This is a genomic window from Micromonospora rosaria (genome assembly GCF_001567585.1).
GTDB lineage: Bacteria > Actinomycetota > Actinomycetes > Mycobacteriales > Micromonosporaceae > Micromonospora > Micromonospora rosaria.
The window spans coordinates 34,564-52,302 of sequence record NZ_LRQV01000017.1 but is presented as its reverse complement, the minus strand read 5'-3'; the positions used below and the strand labels follow the sequence as shown (position 1 = coordinate 52,302).

At 73.5% G+C, this 17,739-nt stretch carries 18 protein-coding genes; 4 read left to right on the top strand and 14 right to left on the bottom strand.

All coding sequences use genetic code 11. The features are described 5' to 3' along the window. Positions 1–78: 78 nt before the first annotated feature. Positions 79–909, bottom strand: coding sequence for a hypothetical protein (locus AWW66_RS07790; protein WP_067361888.1), 831 nt, complete (start codon positions 907–909; stop codon positions 79–81). Positions 910–1,107: 198 nt separating this feature from the next. Between AWW66_RS07790 and AWW66_RS07785 the strand changes: the two genes are divergently transcribed. The 3 genes from AWW66_RS07785 (at position 1,108) to AWW66_RS07775 (ending at position 2,881) form a co-directional block, all read left to right on the top strand. Next, complete coding sequence (locus tag AWW66_RS07785) at positions 1,108–1,539, top strand: OsmC family protein (protein WP_067361886.1); 432 nt, start codon at positions 1,108–1,110, stop codon at positions 1,537–1,539. 129 nt (positions 1,540–1,668) lie between these two features. After that, on the top strand, positions 1,669–2,010 hold the full coding sequence (locus AWW66_RS07780; protein ID WP_067361959.1) for a metallopeptidase family protein: 342 nt from the start codon (positions 1,669–1,671) through the stop codon (positions 2,008–2,010). A gap of 154 nt (positions 2,011–2,164) precedes the next feature. Then, entirely contained in the window at positions 2,165–2,881 is a 717-nt protein-coding gene (locus tag AWW66_RS07775) for an AIM24 family protein (protein WP_067361884.1), read from the top strand. 257 nt (positions 2,882–3,138) lie between these two features. On the opposite strand, the gene pheA is transcribed toward AWW66_RS07775, so the two are convergent. The 4 genes from pheA to AWW66_RS07755 form a co-directional block, all read right to left on the bottom strand. Beyond that, positions 3,139–4,092, bottom strand: coding sequence for a prephenate dehydratase (gene pheA, locus AWW66_RS07770; RefSeq protein ID WP_067361882.1), 954 nt, complete (start codon positions 4,090–4,092; stop codon positions 3,139–3,141). 115 nt (positions 4,093–4,207) lie between these two features. After that, complete coding sequence (locus AWW66_RS36355; RefSeq protein ID WP_396890625.1) at positions 4,208–4,924, bottom strand: hypothetical protein; 717 nt, start codon at positions 4,922–4,924, stop codon at positions 4,208–4,210. Between the two features lie 333 nt (positions 4,925–5,257). Next, positions 5,258–5,704, bottom strand: coding sequence for a hypothetical protein (locus AWW66_RS07760; protein WP_067361880.1), 447 nt, complete (start codon positions 5,702–5,704; stop codon positions 5,258–5,260). Positions 5,705–5,877: 173 nt separating this feature from the next. Then, positions 5,878–6,618 (bottom strand): hypothetical protein, encoded by a 741-nt coding sequence (locus AWW66_RS07755; RefSeq protein ID WP_067361878.1) that lies wholly within the window; start codon positions 6,616–6,618, stop codon positions 5,878–5,880. 132 nt (positions 6,619–6,750) lie between these two features. Here AWW66_RS07755 and AWW66_RS07750 point away from each other — a divergent pair, with 132 nt between their 5' ends. Next, positions 6,751–7,989 (top strand): arginine deiminase, encoded by a 1,239-nt coding sequence (locus AWW66_RS07750; RefSeq protein ID WP_211271863.1) that lies wholly within the window; start codon positions 6,751–6,753, stop codon positions 7,987–7,989. Between the two features lie 169 nt (positions 7,990–8,158). Here the strand turns inward: AWW66_RS07750 and AWW66_RS07745 are convergent, their stop codons facing one another. The 9 genes from AWW66_RS07745 to AWW66_RS07705 form a co-directional block, all read right to left on the bottom strand. Further along, entirely contained in the window at positions 8,159–9,043 is an 885-nt protein-coding gene (locus AWW66_RS07745) for a DUF5926 family protein (RefSeq protein ID WP_067361875.1), read from the bottom strand. Between the two features lie 227 nt (positions 9,044–9,270). Then, complete coding sequence (locus tag AWW66_RS07740; protein WP_067361872.1) at positions 9,271–9,756, bottom strand: ATP-binding protein; 486 nt, start codon at positions 9,754–9,756, stop codon at positions 9,271–9,273. After that, positions 9,753–11,210: a sensor histidine kinase gene (locus tag AWW66_RS07735; protein WP_067361956.1), complete on the bottom strand. Its 1,458-nt coding sequence runs from the start codon at positions 11,208–11,210 to the stop codon at positions 9,753–9,755. The genes AWW66_RS07740 and AWW66_RS07735 overlap by 4 nt, the downstream gene beginning before the upstream one ends. Positions 11,211–11,443: 233 nt before the next feature. Further along, positions 11,444–12,235 (bottom strand): glycerophosphodiester phosphodiesterase, encoded by a 792-nt coding sequence (locus tag AWW66_RS07730; RefSeq protein ID WP_067361869.1) that lies wholly within the window; start codon positions 12,233–12,235, stop codon positions 11,444–11,446. Between the two features lie 11 nt (positions 12,236–12,246). Beyond that, positions 12,247–12,582, bottom strand: a complete 336-nt coding sequence (locus tag AWW66_RS07725) for a rhodanese-like domain-containing protein (protein WP_067361866.1) — start codon at positions 12,580–12,582, stop codon at positions 12,247–12,249. 58 nt (positions 12,583–12,640) lie between these two features. Then, positions 12,641–13,720 (bottom strand): LCP family protein, encoded by a 1,080-nt coding sequence (locus AWW66_RS07720; RefSeq protein WP_083978313.1) that lies wholly within the window; start codon positions 13,718–13,720, stop codon positions 12,641–12,643. A gap of 101 nt (positions 13,721–13,821) precedes the next feature. Next, complete coding sequence (locus tag AWW66_RS07715) at positions 13,822–14,868, bottom strand: LCP family protein (protein ID WP_245648014.1); 1,047 nt, start codon at positions 14,866–14,868, stop codon at positions 13,822–13,824. Between the two features lie 472 nt (positions 14,869–15,340). Continuing rightward, positions 15,341–16,579, bottom strand: a complete 1,239-nt coding sequence (locus AWW66_RS07710) for an LCP family protein (RefSeq protein WP_067361861.1) — start codon at positions 16,577–16,579, stop codon at positions 15,341–15,343. A gap of 77 nt (positions 16,580–16,656) precedes the next feature. After that, a complete protein-coding gene (locus AWW66_RS07705; RefSeq protein WP_067361859.1) occupies positions 16,657–17,634 on the bottom strand; it encodes an NAD-dependent epimerase/dehydratase family protein in 978 nt (325 codons plus the stop codon). Positions 17,635–17,739 lie beyond the last annotated feature (105 nt).

Sequence of the window (17,739 nt, the reverse complement as noted above, 5' to 3'; positions counted from 1 at the left end):
CGCGCTAATCGGGCACCAACCCGGGGCGGACACCGGGTGACGTCGCCGTGCCGGGCCCGCCACCCCTGGGCGGGCGGGTCAGGCCGGCGGTTCCGGGCGGGCGAACGGCACGGTCGGCTGGACGGTGAGGTCGGCCGGCGCGGGCAGGTCGTCCTCGTCCGCCGCCCGCCGGTCCCGGCGGCCCCGCCGCCAGCCGGCGAACCCGGCCGGCGGGTCGTCGCCGTGCTCCGGCCGCCCGGCGGGACCGTCGGTCGCCGGGTCGTCCCCGCCGTCGGTCGCGTCGTCCGCCCGCCCGCCGGTGGTCGCCGGACGCCGACCGGAGCCGCTGAGCTGGAGCGCCCCGGCGAGGAAGAGACACCCGACGAAGGCCATCACCAGCCCCCGGCCGTACTCGACCTCGAAGCCGTCCTCCGGGGAGTAGAACAGGGTGCGCTGGCCCGGGTCGTCGAGGGCGAACGCGGTGGCGACCAGCAGCGCCAGCAGCGCCGCCGCGAGGGCCAGGCCGGCCGTGCGGGCGTTGCGCCGGACGCTCGGGGTGCCGCCCAGCGCGAGCGCCACCACACCGCTCAACGCGAGCAGCCCGACCAGGTACCCGACCCCGAAGCCGCCGACCTCGGAGACGTTGCCCGGGATCCGCAGCGCGGTGTTGCCCTCGGGGCCGCTGTTCGGCACGGTCATCACCAGCCACTCGCCGACCAGTGAGGCCACCGCGGCCACCGCCCCCAGCCCGGCCAGCACCGGCGGGAGCCGCCGGTCCCGACCCAGGTCGGACAGGGTACGGCCGATCCGGCCGGCCGGCCGTTCCGCCGTCGGCCCCCACTCCAGGACGGCCGGGCCGTCGGCGCGGTCCTCCTGCTGCCGTGGGATGGCGATCTCCTGCTGTCGTGGGATGGGGAGATCCTGGGACATCGGCCATCCTTCCGCCTGCGGGCGCCGGAACCGTCGGGAGATCCCGGCCGTCGGTCGGTCCGGACCGCGCGTCGCCCCGGTCGTCGTCCGTCCGGGCACCGCGTCGGCCCGAGGCGAATCATGACACAGACACTGGTCGTCGACCCGATAGCACGCGGGCTGGTCGCCGGGCGGCCCGGCTTCGGTTAGCGTCAGGGCATGCCTATTCGTACCGCTTCCGCACGCTGGCAGGGCACCCTCACCGAGGGGTCCGGCACGGTCCGTACCGGTAAGGGCGGCTTCGCCGGGAACTACTCTTTCAAGTCCCGTTTCGAGGAGGGGGAGGGGACCAACCCCGAGGAGCTGATCGGCGCCGCGCACGCCGGCTGCTTCTCGATGGCCCTGTCCAAGCTGCTGGCCGACGCCGGCTCGCCGGCCACCTCCGTCGAGACCACCGCCAAGGTTCACCTGGACAAGACGGACGCCGGGATGACCGTGACCCGGATCGACCTGGAGACCGTCGGCGAGGTGCCGGGCATCGACGAGGCGCAGTTCACCAAGCTGGCCGAGGGCGCCAAGGAGAACTGCCCGATCTCGCGGCTGCTGTCGCCGGGCGCGCAGATCAGTCTCACCGCCCGCCTCGCCTCCTGACGATCCACCCGCACGTGCCGTGCCCGCCGGCCCCGCCGTACCCGGACGGGGCCGGCGGGTGCCGCGGGCGGTGCTGCGTGCGCTGAAGCCGGCGCGCGCGTCGGGCAGAATGGTGGCGTGCCGGTCGAGATGAGCCGAGAGCGTTTCGAGGTACTGGTCGGCGAGGCGCTCGACGAGGTGCCCGAGGAACTGCTCGGCCTGATGAGCAACGTGGTGATCCTGGTCGAGGAGGACTCGCCCCCCGGTGAGCCGGAGCTGCTCGGGCTCTACGAGGGGCACGCGCTCACCAGCCGGGGCTGGGACTACTCCGGGGTGCTGCCGGACCGGATCTTCATCTACCGCCGGCCGATCCTGCGGATCTGCGACACCGAGGACGACGTCGTGGACGAGGTGGCGGTGACCGTGGTGCACGAGATCGCCCACCACTTCGGCATCGACGACGACCGGCTGCACGACCTGGGCTGGGCCTGACCGCCGCCGCCCGCCCGTCTGCCCCCGCCCCCTGCCACCTGCCTCCCGGCCCTCGTCCGGCGGCCGGCGGCCCGGTGGGTCCGCCCGCGAGGGCGGCCTTGCGATGCTGCCCTACCGTCGCGGGCAGGTACGCGAATCAGGAGGCACCCCCACCATGCGTAGCGAGCTGTTCTCCGCGGAGAACCTGGAGAAGGAGTCCGCCCAGCCCGGCATGCGGCTGCAGAACTCCAAGATGTTGAAGATCCGGCTCAACGGGGAGGCGATGGCCCGGGTCGGGTCGATGGTCGCCTACCAGGGGCACGTGCAGTTCCAGGCGCTCGGCTCCGGCGGGCTCGGCAAGTTCCTCAAGCAGAAGCTGACCGGCGAGGGCGTGCCGCTGATGAAGCTCACCGGCCAGGGGGACGTCTTCCTCGCCGACTTCGCCAAGGACGTGCACGTCATCGACCTGGAGCCAGGGGACGCGCTCTCCATCAACGGCTCCAGCGTGCTGGCCTTCGACCCCACCCTCCAGTACGATATCCGGATGGTCGGCGGCACCGGAATGGCCGCGTCCGGCCTGTTCAACTGCATCTTCACCGGCTACGGCCGGATCGCCATCACCACCAAGGGCGCCCCGGTCGTGCTCAGCGTGGACGCCCCCACCTACGTCGACCCGCAGGCGATCGTCTGCTGGTCGGCCAACCTCCAGACCGGGTACCACCGCGCCGAGCAGTTCGGCCTGGGCACGCTGCTCGGCCGGCGGACCGGCGAGGCGTTCACGATGAGCTTCGCCGGCCAGGGCTTCGTGGTGGTCCAGCCCTCCGAGGAGCCGCCGGTCGCCGGCAGCGGCCAGCAGGAGCAGAGCGGCGGCCTCGGCAGCCTGTTCAGCTAGCGGCTTGGGTGTAAGGAGGGGCCCCTTCTTAACGCTTTCGGTAGAGCAGGGGCCCCTTCTTAACACCGCCGTCGGGCTGCCGCGCCGCCGTGTGCGTCAGGCCGGCGCGTGCGTCAGGGCCGGCACCGTGGCTCAGGCCGGCACCGTGGCTCAGGCCGGCACCGTGCCTCAGGCCGGCACCGTGCCTCAGGCCGGCACCGTGCCTCAGGCCGGCACCGTGGGGCGGGCCGCTGGGGTGCCGGCCGGGGTGTGGGCGGTCACTCGCCGCGGCGGAGGCGGGCAAGCCAGGCCGCCGCGTCGGCGTAGTCGGAGTCGGAGAGCCCGACCGGGGCGGGCACCGGTCGGTCGCCCGCCGCCGAGGTGGCCCAGCGGTGCCGGGGGTACGAGCCGAGGAAGCGGACGTCCGCGCAGACCCGGCGCAGCCCCTGGAGGGCCTCGCCGAGCCGGACGTCCGCCACGTGCCCGGTGCAGTCGAGGACGAAGACGTACCGGCCGAGGGCCTCGCCGGTGGGCCGGGACTCGATCCGGGTCAGGTTGACCCCGCGTACCGCCAGCTCCATCAGCACCGAGAGCAGGGCGCCCACCCGGTCGTGGGCGATGTAGACGGCCAGCGTGGTCACGTCGTCGCCGGTGGGCGGCGGGGGCGGACCGGGCCGGGAGACCAGGGCGAACCGGGTGACCGCGTCGGGGTGGTCGCCGAGCTTGTCGGCCAGCACGGCCAGCCGGTGCCGGGTCGCGCCGATCGGGGCGCAGATCGCCGCGTCGTACTCGCCGGTCGCCGCGCCGGTCGCCGCCGCGCCGTTGGAGAGCACGTCGACCACCACCGCGTCCGGCAGGTACGTGCGCAGCCACTGCCGGCACTGGGTGGACGCCTGCGGGTGGGCGGCGACCGACCGTACCGAGGCCAGCGTCGTACCCGGCCGGGCGCCGAGCACGAAGTCCACCGGCAGGATCACCTCCCGGGTGATCACCAACGGCTCCCCCTCGGCCAACTCGTCCAGGGTCACCCCGACCGCTCCGCCGATCGAGTTCTCCAGCGGCACCAGGGCGGCGTCGGCCTCCCCGCTCCGGACGGCGTCCAGCGCCTCCGGCACACTGCGGGCCGGGGTACGGGTGCCGTGCTCGGCGGCGGGAACGGTGCGCAGCGCCTGCTCGGAGAAGGTGCCTTCAGGGCCGAGGTAGACGAAACGGGTCGGCGGTGTTCCGGGCATGGCGACAGCCTACGCACCCGGGACGCCCCGGCAGGCCGGCGTCCGGTTCCGGTACCCGGCCCGGAGGGCGTCCGCCACCAGCCCCTGTGGGATTCCCGTGCCCGGGAGCGGTCGGTCAGCTGGCCGGGACGCCGTCGCAGGCCAGCGTCCGGATGCCGGCCGGGGCGGTGGCCCGTACCTCGGCGGTGCAGACGTCGGTGCCGGCGGTGACCAGCTCGGGCGCGCCGGGCTTGCCCCGGGTGACCACCTGGAGACGCTCGTGCCCGGTGACGTCGAGCATGGTCCAGTGCCAGTCGTCGGCACAGAGCGGACCGGTCTGCACCTTCGCCCGCGCCCCGGTGGGCAGCAGCCGGGGCCGGCCGCGCACCAGCGCGATCACGGTGCTGGCGCTGGGGCCGTTGGAGCAGGCGGTCGCGGTCGGTCCGGAGCCGACCGGGGGTGGGCCCGTGGTGGCGCCGGGAAGGCCGCCAGGCGGCACCACACCGGGCGCGCCGGGGGCCGGCGATCCCGGCCAGCCGCCGGGTAGCTCGGTCCCCGGTGTCCCGGGCAGCCCGCCCGGTGACAGTGGCGACCCCGGCAGGCCGCCGGGCGGCAGCGGCGATCCCGGCAGGCCCCCCGGTGGCAGCGGCGACCCGGGCGCGGCACCGGGGGGCGGCGTACCGCCCGGTGCCGACGGGTCGGCGGTCGGGGTGACCGGCCGGGGCGGTGGCAGTCGCCCGGAGCTCTGCAGCTCCGGCGGGGTGCCGCAGGCGGTCGCGGACAGCAGGACGAGCAGCGCGACCGGGACGACCAGCCGGCGGGACGGGGTGTGACGGGGTGCGGTGGGCGGCACGAGCCGATCCTTGCATCGGAGAACATCACTGTCTGCGGGGGTTGAGCCCATCGTAGAAGGCGCTTCGCCGCAGGTGAAGGCGGCACCGCAGGACGAGTTGACGCGCGTCGCCCCCGCTCGGAATGGTCGAGCGGGCGGAACCCCGGTGGCCGTCGCCGGCCCGGCCGCCGGGGATCAGCCATCAGAACATGCGAAATCGGGCACAAGGGCGGGTGGGTCCGGGTGCCAGATCGCGGGAAAACGGGCGCGGTCCCGCGCCGGCCGCCGCCCGTCGGGCCGCGGCGAAAAAGTGCGGCAGCCATCCGTCGGCGACGACGGTGCGGGAGCCGCCCGTCAGACCTCGGAGAAGAAGGTGAGGGAGCCGGCGACCACGCCGCCGGTGAGCACCGGGGTGGAGATGGCGTCCACGGTCGCGTCCGGCGCGCCGGCCGTCGCCTGGACGCGCAGCAGCCCCCGGGCCAGCCGGCCCGAGTGCAGCGCCAGCAGCGGGGGGATCTTGTCGGTGTCCTGTTCGGTCAGCTCGCCACGGTAGGCGGTGAAGTCGAGCAGGCGCAGGCCGCCGTCGAGCAGCGGAAGCCCGATCACCTCCTCCGGCGTGCCAAGGCAGAGCAGCCGGCAGCCGGACGACGAGACCGCGACGACCTTGGTCTCCGCGTCGATCAGCAGGCACGGCTCGGCGGCCCGGGAGACGGTCGCGGACCAGGTGTCGACGGCGTCGGACTCGGACTCCGCGAGAGGCGGCACGAACGCTTCCGAGAGCGAGAGTTCGACGTGGGCCACCGCGCCTCCTAGGTACACCGCCGGTCCGTCCACGCTAGCCGGTCGTCGTGCTTCCCGCCCGGCCATGCCGGACCGCCGGACCGCCGGCACGAGGCCGGACGTCCGGGTGGGCGGCGCGGACGGAAGGGGTGAGGCAGCTCGGTGGAACAGGCCACGTGGCGTCGCCCGAGACGTTACCGTCGGTTGGCCGCCTTGTCAGCGGCCGTTCGGCCCTCGTCGTACCACCGGTAGTCGCCCGCCGGACGGTACGTGCCCTTCAGCCAGGTGCCGGGGTGCTGGGCGACCTGGGAGAGTTTCTCGGCGGTCGCCGGACTGATCCGGTTGCCCCCGGCCACGAGAAGCCGGTCCAACTCCCGGTGGGTCGCCATCAGACAGTCCTTCGGCAGACCGTAGACGCTGATCACGCCGGAGCCGACGAAGATCAGCACCGGCGTCACCGGGATCGGCAGGCCGACCGCGTCGGTGAGGGCCTTGGCGGCGCGCTTGGCGTCGCGGCGGGTCTCCTGCACGTAGGGCGGGCGCTTGCCGTTGATCTGCACCACGTCCCCGGCGACCAGCACGCGGGAGCGGCCGTGGTCGGCGATGGTGATCGCGAAGAGCCCGCTCGGACCGATGGCGAGGAAACCCGCGCGGTCGTCCTGCCCGGGGTCGAGCAGCAGGTCGGTGGGGTCCGTGCGGGGCCACTCGACGACGTGCCAGGACGGCCCGAGGTGGTCGAGCTGCCCGAGGGCGCGGGCTCCGGCAGCCTCCAGCCGGCGGGCGCCCCGCTCGGCCCGGCGACGCCGGGCCCACTCCATCGGTGTCGGACGGGCCGACCCGAGCAGGCCGGGGGCCTCGCCCCGGTCCTGGGAGACGTCGGCGGGCGGCAGTGCCCGACCGGTGGGTACGGCTCGTCGTGCGGGATAGACAGTCATCGCGACCTCCGGCAAAAGGTCCCTCGAAGTTATGTCCTCACTACCCTACGTTGCCTGGGGCGGTGTTCGGCAAGGTGGAGCGCCGGAGTGAGTGCGGATGAATGCCATATTCACCCCCACGTCTTTTCTCGCATGCCGACAATCCCTGCCTACGCTGCCAGGGTGACCCACCATGTGGACAGTGAAGTCGGCGCGCTCGGCACGGTGCTGCTGCACCGCCCCGGCCCGGAACTCGCCCGACTCACCCCCCGGAACAACGACTCCTTGCTGTTCGACGCTATCCCATGGGTGGGAAGGGCGCAGGAGGAGCATGACGCCTTCGCCGCTGCGCTGCGGGAACGCGGTGTGGAGGTGCTCTACCTCGCCACCCTGCTCGCCGAGACGCTCGCCGTCACCGAGGCCCGCGCCGACCTGACCGACCAGGTGCTGCGCTCGCCCCGGCTCGGCGACACCCTCCGCCGCCGGGTCGCCGAGCACCTGGCCTACCTGGACCCGGTCGCCCTCGCCGGGGTCCTCGTCGCCGGGCTGGCCCACGAGGAACTGCGGCTCGGCCCGGACCGGCCCGGTGGCCTGGTCTACACCCTGATGGACCGGCACGACTTCGTCATCGACCCGCTGCCGAACCTGCTCTTCACCCGGGACTCGGCGGTCTGGATCGGCGACCGGGTCGGGGTCACCAGCCTGGCCATGCCGGCCCGTCGCCGGGAGACCACCCTGACCGAGGCGATCTACCGGCACCACCCCCGCTTCGCCGGCACCGAACTCGTCTACCACCCCCGCCTGGAGCCACTGGAGGGCGGCGACGTGCTGCTGCTCGCCCCCGGCGTCCTCGCCGTGGGGGTGGGCGAGCGGACCACCCCGGCCGGCGCGGAACGCCTCGCCCGGCAGGTCTTCGCCGCCGGACTGGCGCACACCATCCTGGTGGTCCCGATCGCCCAGGAGCGGGCCACCATGCACCTGGACACGGTCTGCACCATGGTCGACGTCGACGCCGTGCTGATGTACCCCAACGTGGCCGACACGCTGACCGCGTACCCGGTGGTGCCGGGCGAGGACGGCGTGCCGAGGGTCGGCCCGGCGGCGCCGTTCCTGCGCGCGGCGGCCGACGCGATGGGGCTCGACCGGCTGCGGGTGATCGACACCGGCCTGGACCCGGTCACCGCCGAACGGGAACAGTGGGACGACGGCAACAACACCCTCGCCCTGGCCCCCCGGCTCTGCGTCGGGTACGAACGCAACGTCGAGACCAACGCCCAGCTCGAACGGGCCGGCATCGAGGTGATCCGGATCGCCGGCTCCGAGCTGGGCTCCGGCCGGGGCGGCCCGCGCTGCATGTCCTGCCCTCTGGTCCGCGACCCCCTACCCCGGTGAAAGGAAGGGCCCCCTGTTAACGCTTCCGGTAGAGGAGGGGCCCCTTCTTAACCAGCCGCCGGGCGCGCAATCCCCCGGCGGAAGCGCGATCCCGGCGGGAGCGCGATCATTGGCGGGCGTGCGATCACCCGGCGGGCGCGTCCGCCCGGCGAAGCGGGCCGGTGGCCGGTCAGCGGAGGGTGAGTTGGCGACCGAGCAGCCCCTGCCGGGACCGGCGGCCCGCCGCGTCCAGCGGGGTCGGGTCGGCCAGCGCCTCGGCGTACCGCTTGGCGAACTGGGTGACCGGGTCCTCCCACTCGCCGGCCGGGACGTCCTCGGGCAGGTCCCAGACCGGCACCAGCCGGCCGTGGGCGCGGAACATGCCGGCGAACCGGGTGTTGTCGCCGAGCGGCAGCGTGCCGGCGGCGCCCAGCCGGGCCAGCGCGTCGAGCGCGGCGTCCTCGTCGTCGGGGAGGACCCACCGGACGTGCGCCTTCTCCGGCACCTGGCACCAGTACGCGGCCGGCGCGGCGGAGAGCCGTACGGTCGGGTACACGGCGGCGTTCGCCCGCTCCAGGGAGGCCTGCACGGTCGGGTCGGAGGCGGCCTCCGGCTCCAGCCAGAACTCGAAGCCGTCGTGCATGCTCACGTCGAGCGGGCCGTCGGCGAGCAGGTCCTGCAACCGGGGACCGGGGCCGGGCAGCGGGGGCACCTCGACCGTCCGGCCGGGCTCGGTCCGCAGCGCACAGAGCAGCGACTCGGCCAGGTCCCGGGAGACGTCCCCGGACTGCTGGTGCCGTTGCAAACCGACGAAGACCGTCCCGTCCGCCCGGGCCATCGCCGGGGCGGCCATCGGCAGCACCGTGGCGAGCACGATCGACCGGTCGGCGTGCTCGGCGGCGAGGTCACCGGTGAGCCGCAGCGGCGCGGAGGCGGCCGGCACCAGTTCCCGCAGGGCGATCCACTCCGGCTCGTCGGCCAACCCCTCGAACGGTCGGGGGACGAAGACGTCGCGGACCTTCGCCCGCTTCGGAGTGGCCTCGGCGGCCCGCTGACTCTTTCGACGCTTGCTCACGCCGAGACAGCCTAGAGGCCGGACCCGACCGGCGTGGGACGGACCCGCCCCGACCGGCCGTTCGGCCGGCGTCGGCCCGCCCGCAGGAGCCGGCCGGTGGGCCCGGCCGCGCCGGGAGCCGCCCGATTTCCCGGTGGCGCTCGACGACGTTCCCGATGTCCCGGTCGTGCGGAGGGCCGGCCGACCGCCGGTGGCGGCCCGGCCCGGGGTACGCCGGTCGCGGCGGGTCAGCCGGCGACGGCCAGATCCGCGCGGGCGGCGAGGACCGGGTCGAACTCGGCCCAGACGCTCTGCCCCAGGCCGTCGCGGTCCACCCCCCACCGGGTCGACAGCCCGGCCACGATGTGCAGCCCCCGCCCGCCGATCGCGTCCGGGCCGGCCGGGCGCATCCGGGGCCCGGCGGCGGCCCCGCCGTCGGTGACCCGCAACTGGATGCGGACGCCCTGGGTGGCGGGGCAGAGCCGCCAGGCCACCCGGACCACTCCGCCGGGCAGCGCGTCGGCGTGCCGGACCGCGTTGCCCACCAGTTCGGCGAGGACGGCGACCAGGTCGGGCAACAGGGTCGGGGAGACCACGTCGGTCAGCTCGTCGACCAGCCGACGACGGGCTATCCGCGCACCGACGGCGTGGTGGGGCACCACCACGCACCAGGAACGCTCGGCCCGTCCCGTCCCCACGCCCGTTCCTTCCCGCCTGTCGCCGTGCCGGGTCATCCGCGCGGCAGCCGCACCTCTGCGACGGTACCGCCACCGGCTCTCGGTCGGAGTGATACCCAACCATTCTGCTGCTCAACGATCTGCCGGACCAGATAGAGACCGAGGCCGGCACCCGGGTACCGGCGCCGGTCACCGGACTCGCCCTGCCAGAACCGGTCGAAGGCCCGCTCCACGTGCTCGGGCCGGATGCCGATGCCCCGGTCGCTGACCCGGAACGCGACGGTCTGCCCGTCGGCGTCGGCGGTGATCTCGATCGGGGTACCCGGGTCGGAGTACTTGCCGGCGTTGGTGCTCAGCTCGGTCAGGACCGTGGCGAGGCTCTGCCGGTGCCCGCGCGCGGGGGGCAGGTCGGCGGGGAGGTCGAGCCGGAGCCGGTGCCGTACCTCGCCGGGGATGTCGACCGCCGCGGCCCGGAGCGCGTCGGCGAGATCGAAGCGGACGGGCGGCTGCACCCCCGGGCCGGCCTCGGCGGTGGAGGAGAGCAGCCGGTCGACGAGCCGGGCCAGTTCGTTGGCCCGCTGCCCGATGATCCGGACGGCCTGCCGGCGGTCGGTGTCGGTGAGCGACTCCCAGTGGTCGTTGAGGGTGTCCGCGTACCCCTTGATGACGGTGACCGGGGTGCGCAGCTCGTGGCTGGTCACCGCGACGAACAGCTCGCGGTCGTGGGCCCGGCGCTGCTGGTCGGTGATGTCGCGGAAGGTCACCACCCGCAGGTCACCCGGGCCGGGCAGCTCCCCAGCGTTGATCTTGAGCCAGCGACCGTCCGGCAGCCGGTGGTCCAGCGCCCGGCCGGCGGGGGGCAGCGGGAACGGCACCGGCTCGTTCAGGGCCTGGCGGGCGGGGCGGCCGGTGACCCGGGCCGCCGCCGGGTTCCACAGCCGGACCCTGCCCGCCCGGTCGACCACCGCCAGCCCGTCGGCGAGCGTCGCCACCACCGGACCGTCCCCGTGTACGGGCAGCCCGTTCTGGTCGCTGTACATGTGCGCGATGCAGGCGGCCAGGTATCCGATCGTGGCGTGCTGGGTGGTGCGGACCGGCTCGTCGCCGTCCCGGTACAGCACGTGCAGGCTGCCCACGGTGACCCCGCCCAACTCGGCCCGGGAGACGACCATCCAGTCCAGCCCCCGCTCGACCAGCTCGTCGGCGAGCTGCCCGGTGAGGTGGGACATCCGTACCTGCTGCACGCGGGGCCCGGTGAGCAGGCAGACGGTGGCCGGGTCGGTGGCCGACAGCGGTCGGCCGAGGGTCCACTGGCTGGCCCCGGTCGCCGCGATCACCCGCCCGCCGGTCGAGGTGAACTCCACGAAGGCCATGCCGGCGGCACCGAGTGCCGGTTGGACCTCCTGGAGCAGCCGGGTGAGGACGGGCAGGCCGGCGTCACCCGAGTTGATCATTTCCATCGCGGCGTTCTGCCCGGCGATGAGAGCGGCGAAGTCGGTGTGCTCGGGCATGCCCCGAGTCTGCCCGCTCGACGGGGCGTCGGGCACCCCCGACCGGTCCGGCGTCGAGCCGCCACGGGCGTCGATCCGGGCCCCGGCGTCACCCCGCAGGCCGGCGTTCCGTCGCGTCCCGTCGCGTCCCGTCGCCCCGGCCGGTGGCCCGCTGGCGGCGGTCGGTTCGTCGGGGGCGGGCAGCAGGCTCGACGCCGGCGTCCCGCTGGCGGCGGACGCCGGGGCGGGGCAGCTCATCGGCCGAGTCGGGCCAGGGTCCGGGCCGGTCGGTCGGTGATGATCCCGTCCACCCCGGCCGTCAGCACCAGGTCGAGGTCGGCCGGCTCGTTGACCGTCCAGACGTACACCTGGTTGCCGGCCCGGCGCAGCGCCGGCACCAGCTCCGGTCGGGCCCGGAGCAGCTCGACGCCGGGGCCGGCGATCCGGGTGCCGAACGGCAGCCGGCCCAGCCGCAGCCAGCGCGGCAGCGACTCCACCAGCAGCACCGTGGGCAGGCGTGGGGCCAGTTCCCGGGTCCGGCGCACGGCCAGCGGGGAGAAGGACATCACGGTCACCCGGACCGGGTCGTCGGGGCCCGGGTCGGCCAGCCCGTACCGGCGCAGCAGCGCGACCAGCCGCCGCTCGACGTTCCGGCCGTACCGGGTGGGGTGTTTCGTCTCGATCAGCAGCCGGACCGGCCGGCCGGCGGCGAGCACCGCGTCGAGCAGCCGCTGGAGGGTGAGCAGCCGGGTGCGCGACTCGTCCACCGGGTCGACACTCCCCGCCGGCCCGCAGCCCGGGTGCCAGGAGCCGAAGTCGAGCAGGTCCAACTCGGCGAGGGTACGGGCGCTGACCAGGCCGTGCCCGTTGCTGGTCCGGTCCAGCCGGCGGTCGTGGACGCAGACCAGGTGCCCGTCACGGGTCAGCCGGACGTCGCACTCCAGGCCGTCGGCCCCCTCGTCGAGGGCCCGCAGGTACGCGGCGAGGGTGTGCTCCGGCAGGTCGGCCGAGGAGCCGCGGTGCGCGAAGACGAGGGGGTCGCCCATGGCGTCGACCGCTACAGCACCCGGCCCGGTTGCCCGTCCGTGCCGACCACGGGCCGGCCGGCGGCGGCCCAGTCACCCATCCCACCGGCGACGTTGCGTGCCTGGTCCCAGCCGTGGCGCACCAGGTAGGCGACCACCTGGGCGGACCGGCCGCCGGACCGGCAGATCACCGCCACCTCGCGGTCGTCGGGCACCTCGGCCAGCCGGGCCGGCAACTCCATCATCGGCAGGTGGTGGGCCTGGGGCGCGTGCCCGGCGGCCCACTCGTCGTCCTCGCGGACGTCGAGCAGATACGTCTCGTCGGTGATCTCGGTCACGGGCATGGTGGGCACCTGGGGTCCGAACACGGGTACCAAGCCTAGATCCTCCGCCCCGCCGACGCGGTGTCGACACCGGGTGGAACGGTCACAACGTGCTGATCCACCGGGCGTTCGCGGCGGCCCACCCCGCCACGCGCTCGTCCCGGAGCGCGGTGAAGAGTCCGTTGCCGCCGTTGTCCAGCACCACGTACGACACCTCGTCGATGGTCTGCGGGAAGGACGGCACCTGGACCCCGACCAGGCCGTCCGCCGGCAGGTCACGCACCGCGAGGAGCAACTCCTCCAGCGGTACGCCGTTGGTGTCCACGGTCAGCGAGCCGCCGACCGCGCGGAGCACCTGGTCCAGCTTGACCGGGTTGCCGCGCAGGTTGGTCTGGCCGGCCCGGTCCAGCATCGCCCGGAGCAGTTGCTGCTGGTGGTGCTGCCGGTCGTAGTCGCCGCCGGGCAGGTCGTACCGCTGCCGGACGTAGTCGAGCGCCTGGCGGCCGTCCATCTGGTGGCAGCCGGGGGTGAAGACCGCCCCGGTGTGGATCGAGCGGACCTCGGTGTCGACGCACATCCGTACCCCGCCGAGCAGGTCGATGACCGTGCGGAAGCCGGCGAAGTCGACGAGCGCCGCGCCGTCGAAGCGCAGCCCGGTCAGCCGGCTCAGGGTGGCCGAGAGCAGCCGGGCGCCGCCCTGCCCGCCGCCGCCGTGCTCGTACGCCGCATTGATCTTGTCCTGGCCGCCGCCGTAGCCGTTCCCGCCGGGTGGGATGTCGACCAGCAGGTCCCGGGGTACGGAGATCAGGTAGGCCCGGCGCAGGCCGGCCGGGACGTGCACGATCAGGATGCTGTCCGAGCGCTGGGCGGGGTTGGTGTCACCGGGACGCCGGTCGGAGCCGACCAGCAGGTAGTTGAGGGGCCCGCCCAGGTCGGTGTCGTCCTGCCGGGCGGCCGGGTCGAGGAGTTGCTCCCGGCTGACCGTCCGGTCGTACCGGTCGGTCAGGAACCGGAGCCCGGCGACCGCCGCCACCGCGACCAGGACCAGCACGAGGCCGGTGCCGAGCAGGACCCGCGGCCAGCGCGGCGCCCGCCGGCCGGCGGGCCGGGGGCGACCGGGGGATGGTCCCCCGGCCGGTCGCCACCGGCCTCCGCGCCGTTCCGCCCTGGACGTGGTGCCCACCCCCGCAGCCTGACGTGAATCGCCTTCACGTCAGGTTACGGAGCTGCCCTGCCTGCGTACGGCCGTTTCCGCAACTCCGCCGGGCCGCCCCGACCGACCCGTCACTTGCGGGTGGAGAGCATGTCCGGGTTGGCGTAGACGAACTCGGCGAGCTTGTCCTCCTTGATCGCCTGGAACATCTCCAGGGTGAGCGGGCTGAGCGTCTCCCGCCCGGCGGCGTTGCCGTGGAAGTCCCCGCCGTTGGTCCGCAGCATGGTCAGCTCGTTGCCGGTCACCCCGCGCATGGTGAAGACCAGGTCGGGCAGGGCGGCCTTGCCGGTGTCGAGGATGAACGCCTTGCCGGCCGCCTTGATCAGCTCCTGGAGCTTGCCGAGGTTGGTCAGCGTGCCGGTCTCGGTCGCCTTGCGGGCCATCGCCTTGATGAGCTGCTGCTGGTTCTGCTGGCGGTCGTAGTCGCCCTTGGCCAGGCCGTACCGCTGCCGGGAGTAGTCCAGGGCCGCCCAGCCCTCCATCTCCCGGCAGCCCTTCTTGTGCACCACCGGGGTCATCGCCTTGCCGGTCTTCTTCGCGTCCGCGTTCCACATCGGCTTGTCGTCGACGAACGACATGTGCCGGGACTTGACGTCCTGGCTGACGCAGATCCGCACCGAACCGAGGGTGTCGATGACGTTCTTGAAGCCGCCGAAGTTGATGATCGCCGCGCCGTCGAAGCTGACCCCGGTCATCTGCTTGATGGTCTGCGCCATGAGCTGGGCACCGCCCTCCCAGCCGCCGCCGTTGCGGGCGCCGGCCTGGAAGGCCGCGTTGATCTTCTCGACGCCGCCGGTGTAGCCGCTCTTCGGGAAGGCCGGGATCTGCGCCTCGGTGTCCCGGGGGATGGAGATCAGGTACGCCTGGTCGTGGGTGGCCGGGATGTGCAGCACGATGATGCTGTCCGCCCGGACGTCGTCGGCGGCCCACCGCTCCCGGGCGTCCACCCCGAGCAGCAGCATGTCGATCGGCCCCTCCAGGCTCTCGCCGCCCTCGGCGTCGCTCTTGCCGGCCTCGCCGAGCAGGTTCCGCTGGTCGATGCTCCCGGTCGCCTGGTTGATCATCGCCTTGCTGCCGGCGAGCGCCGCGCCGCTGGTGACCATGAGCAACGCGCCCACCACGACGGTGATCCGGGCCCAGAGGGGATCGCGGCGCTTCTTCTTCGGCTTCGGCTGGGCGGCCGGAGGTCTCCCGTCGCCGGTGGGACGTTTTCCACCACCGGCGGGGCGCTTCCTGGCAGCGCCACGCTGCGCCGGAACGGCCCGCGAGCTCTTGACGGTCGCGCTAACGGAGGCCGAGGAGGGGGATCGGCGGGAGGACTGAACCGGCATGCGTGCTCCAGTTCGTGCGTTCGAGGGGCGGGATCACTGTACGGATCCAGGGCCGTCATGGCGAGTTCTTCACCCGGCAACCCACCGTTGTTTTCCTCACCATCGCAATTGTCTGCCCGAACGGTCAGGTCGATGCGGTCGGGTCGGTGACGACCGGGGTCGGCTGTGTTCCGTCAGCCACCGACGGTGATGACGCTCATCGAAACGTATCCGAAACAGTGTGGGAACCGGGCGGGGTTACCGCCCGGTGCCGACGGCCCTAGTTGGTGCCGTTCTCCTCGGTCTTCTCGTTGGCCTTCATCCAGTCGGCCATGGTGTCCGCCGAGATGGCGCGGTACATCGCCAACGCCTTCTCCCGGTCGGAGACCACCACCGACTCGCCGTTGATGGTCTGGCTGCCGATGTGGGGGCTGGTCACGAAGGTGAGGTTCTCGCCGCGCAGATTACGGAACTGGAGCGCCATGTCGCCCAGCGAGAAATTCTGGTCGACGGTGACGGCGTCGGTCACCGAGCGGAGGAACGCGTTCAGTTTCGGCGGGTTGGCCAGGGTGCCGGAACTGGCCGCCTTGTCCATCAGCGCCCGGAGAAATTCCTGCTGGTGCCGCATCCGGGCGAAGTCGCCGTCCGGGAACTGCTTCCGCTGCCGGATCCAGTCCAGGGCCTCGGCACCGTTCATGTGATTGGTGCCCTTCTCGAACTTCCGGTACGGCTTGTGGATCGAGGTGATGGTCCGCTCGACCTTCAGCTCCACTCCGCCGAGAGCATCGGTGACCTGCTTGAACCCGGCGAAGTCGATGGCCATCACGTGGTCGATCCGGACGTCGGTGAAGCACTCCACGGTCCGTACGGCCAGCGGCAGCCCGCCGAAGGCGAACGCTGCGTTGATCTTGGCGCGGTTGCCGGAACCGCAGTCCGCGTTGGCGCTCTCCGGGATCGGCACGTACAGGTCCCGGGGGATGGAGACCAGGTACGCCTGCTGGTGGTTGGACGGGATGTGCATCACGATGACCGTGTCCGCCCGCCACTTGCTCGACTGGTCGATCGGGGCGTCCGGGTCCCGCGAGTCACTGCCGACCAGCAGGATGTTCAGCGCGCCGTCCACCTTCTTGGCCGGCCGGCCACCGGTGATCTCCGAGAACGGGTCGGTGCGGGCCAGGTCGTTGTTGAGGCTGCGGGTGTAGAGCCACGCGCCACCGCCACCGACCAGGGCGAGCACCAGCACGACCACCCCGGCCACCAGGGCGATCCGGCCCCAGCGGGGCCGCCGGCCCCGGTTGCCCGGCCCACCGGCCCCGTACGCCCGGCCCCGGCCGCCGGGGCCGCCGGGCCCACCCGGACCGCCGCCCGGTCCACCGGGGGCCGGCCGGTCGTCGTGCTCCGGGTACCACTGGCTGGTCGGCCGGGACCGTCCGGTGTCGCCGGGGCCCGGGACCGACGCGCGCCCGGCGCCACGGTGCAGGTACGGGAACGGTGCGCCGGCTGAGCTGGTCGCTGACATGTAACTCAGGGTACGTAGCCTGGGCCACCACCGCCCTCAGGCGAGACACAGGTTGGCGTCCGCCGGTGGCGGACCGGTCACCCCAGGCGCTGGCGGAAGTGCTCGATGGTGCGGCGCAGCCCCTCCTCCGGGCCCACGGTCGGCTCGTATCCGAGCAGTTCGCGGGCGCGGGTGAGATCAGGGCGACGCTTCTCCGGGTCGTCCGCGCTTCGAGTGACGTACGTCACTTCGGAGCTGCTGTCGGAGAGTGACACGATCAGTTCGGCCAGTTGCCGCATCGTCATCTCGTGCTCGGTGCCGCAGTTGACCGGCCCGGTCTCGGTGGAGTCGAGCAGCAGCAGGATGCCCCGGACCAGGTCGTCCACGTAGCAGATCGACCGGGTCTGGTTGCCGGTGCCGTGCACGGTCAGCGGCTCACCGCGCAGCGCCTGGGAGATGAACGTCGGGATCGCCCGGCCGTCGTCCGGCCGCATCCGTGGCCCGTACGTGTTGAAGATCCGGACGATCGCCGCGTCCAGCCCCCGGTGCCGGGCGTACGCCATGGTGGCCGCCTCGGAGAAGCGCTTGGCCTCGTCGTAGACGCTCCGGATGCCGATCGGGTTGACGTTGCCCCAGTACGTCTCCCGCTGCGGGTGCTCCAGCGGGTCCCCGTACGCCTCGGAGGTGGAGGCCATCAGGAACCGGGCGCCGTCGGCGACCGCGCGGTCCAGCAGGTGCAGGGTCGCCACCGACCCGACCCGCAGGATCTCCACCGGCAGGCTGGCGAAGTCGGTGGGGCTGGCCGGGGAGGCCATGTGCAGGATCGCGTCGAAGCGCTCGGCCAGCGCCGGGTGGTGGCTGGGCAGCCCGTCGGAGACGTCCGCCTCGACCAGGGTGAAGGTCGGCCGGTCGGCCAGGTGGGCCACGTTCTCCTTGCTGCCTGTGACGAAGTTGTCCAGCACCACGACGGTGCAACCCCGCTCGACGAGGACATCCACCAGGTGCGACGGCACGAAGCCGGCGCCGCCGGTGACGAGAACGCGGTGACCGGACCCGAAGCGTGGCGCGACCTTCATGTCGGCCAGCCTACAGAGGTGAGGAAGGGCCATTTGTTGACGCCTGGCGGATAGGAGGGGTCCCCTGCGCACACCCTGTGTCCTGGGAGCGCTCCGCACCGTACG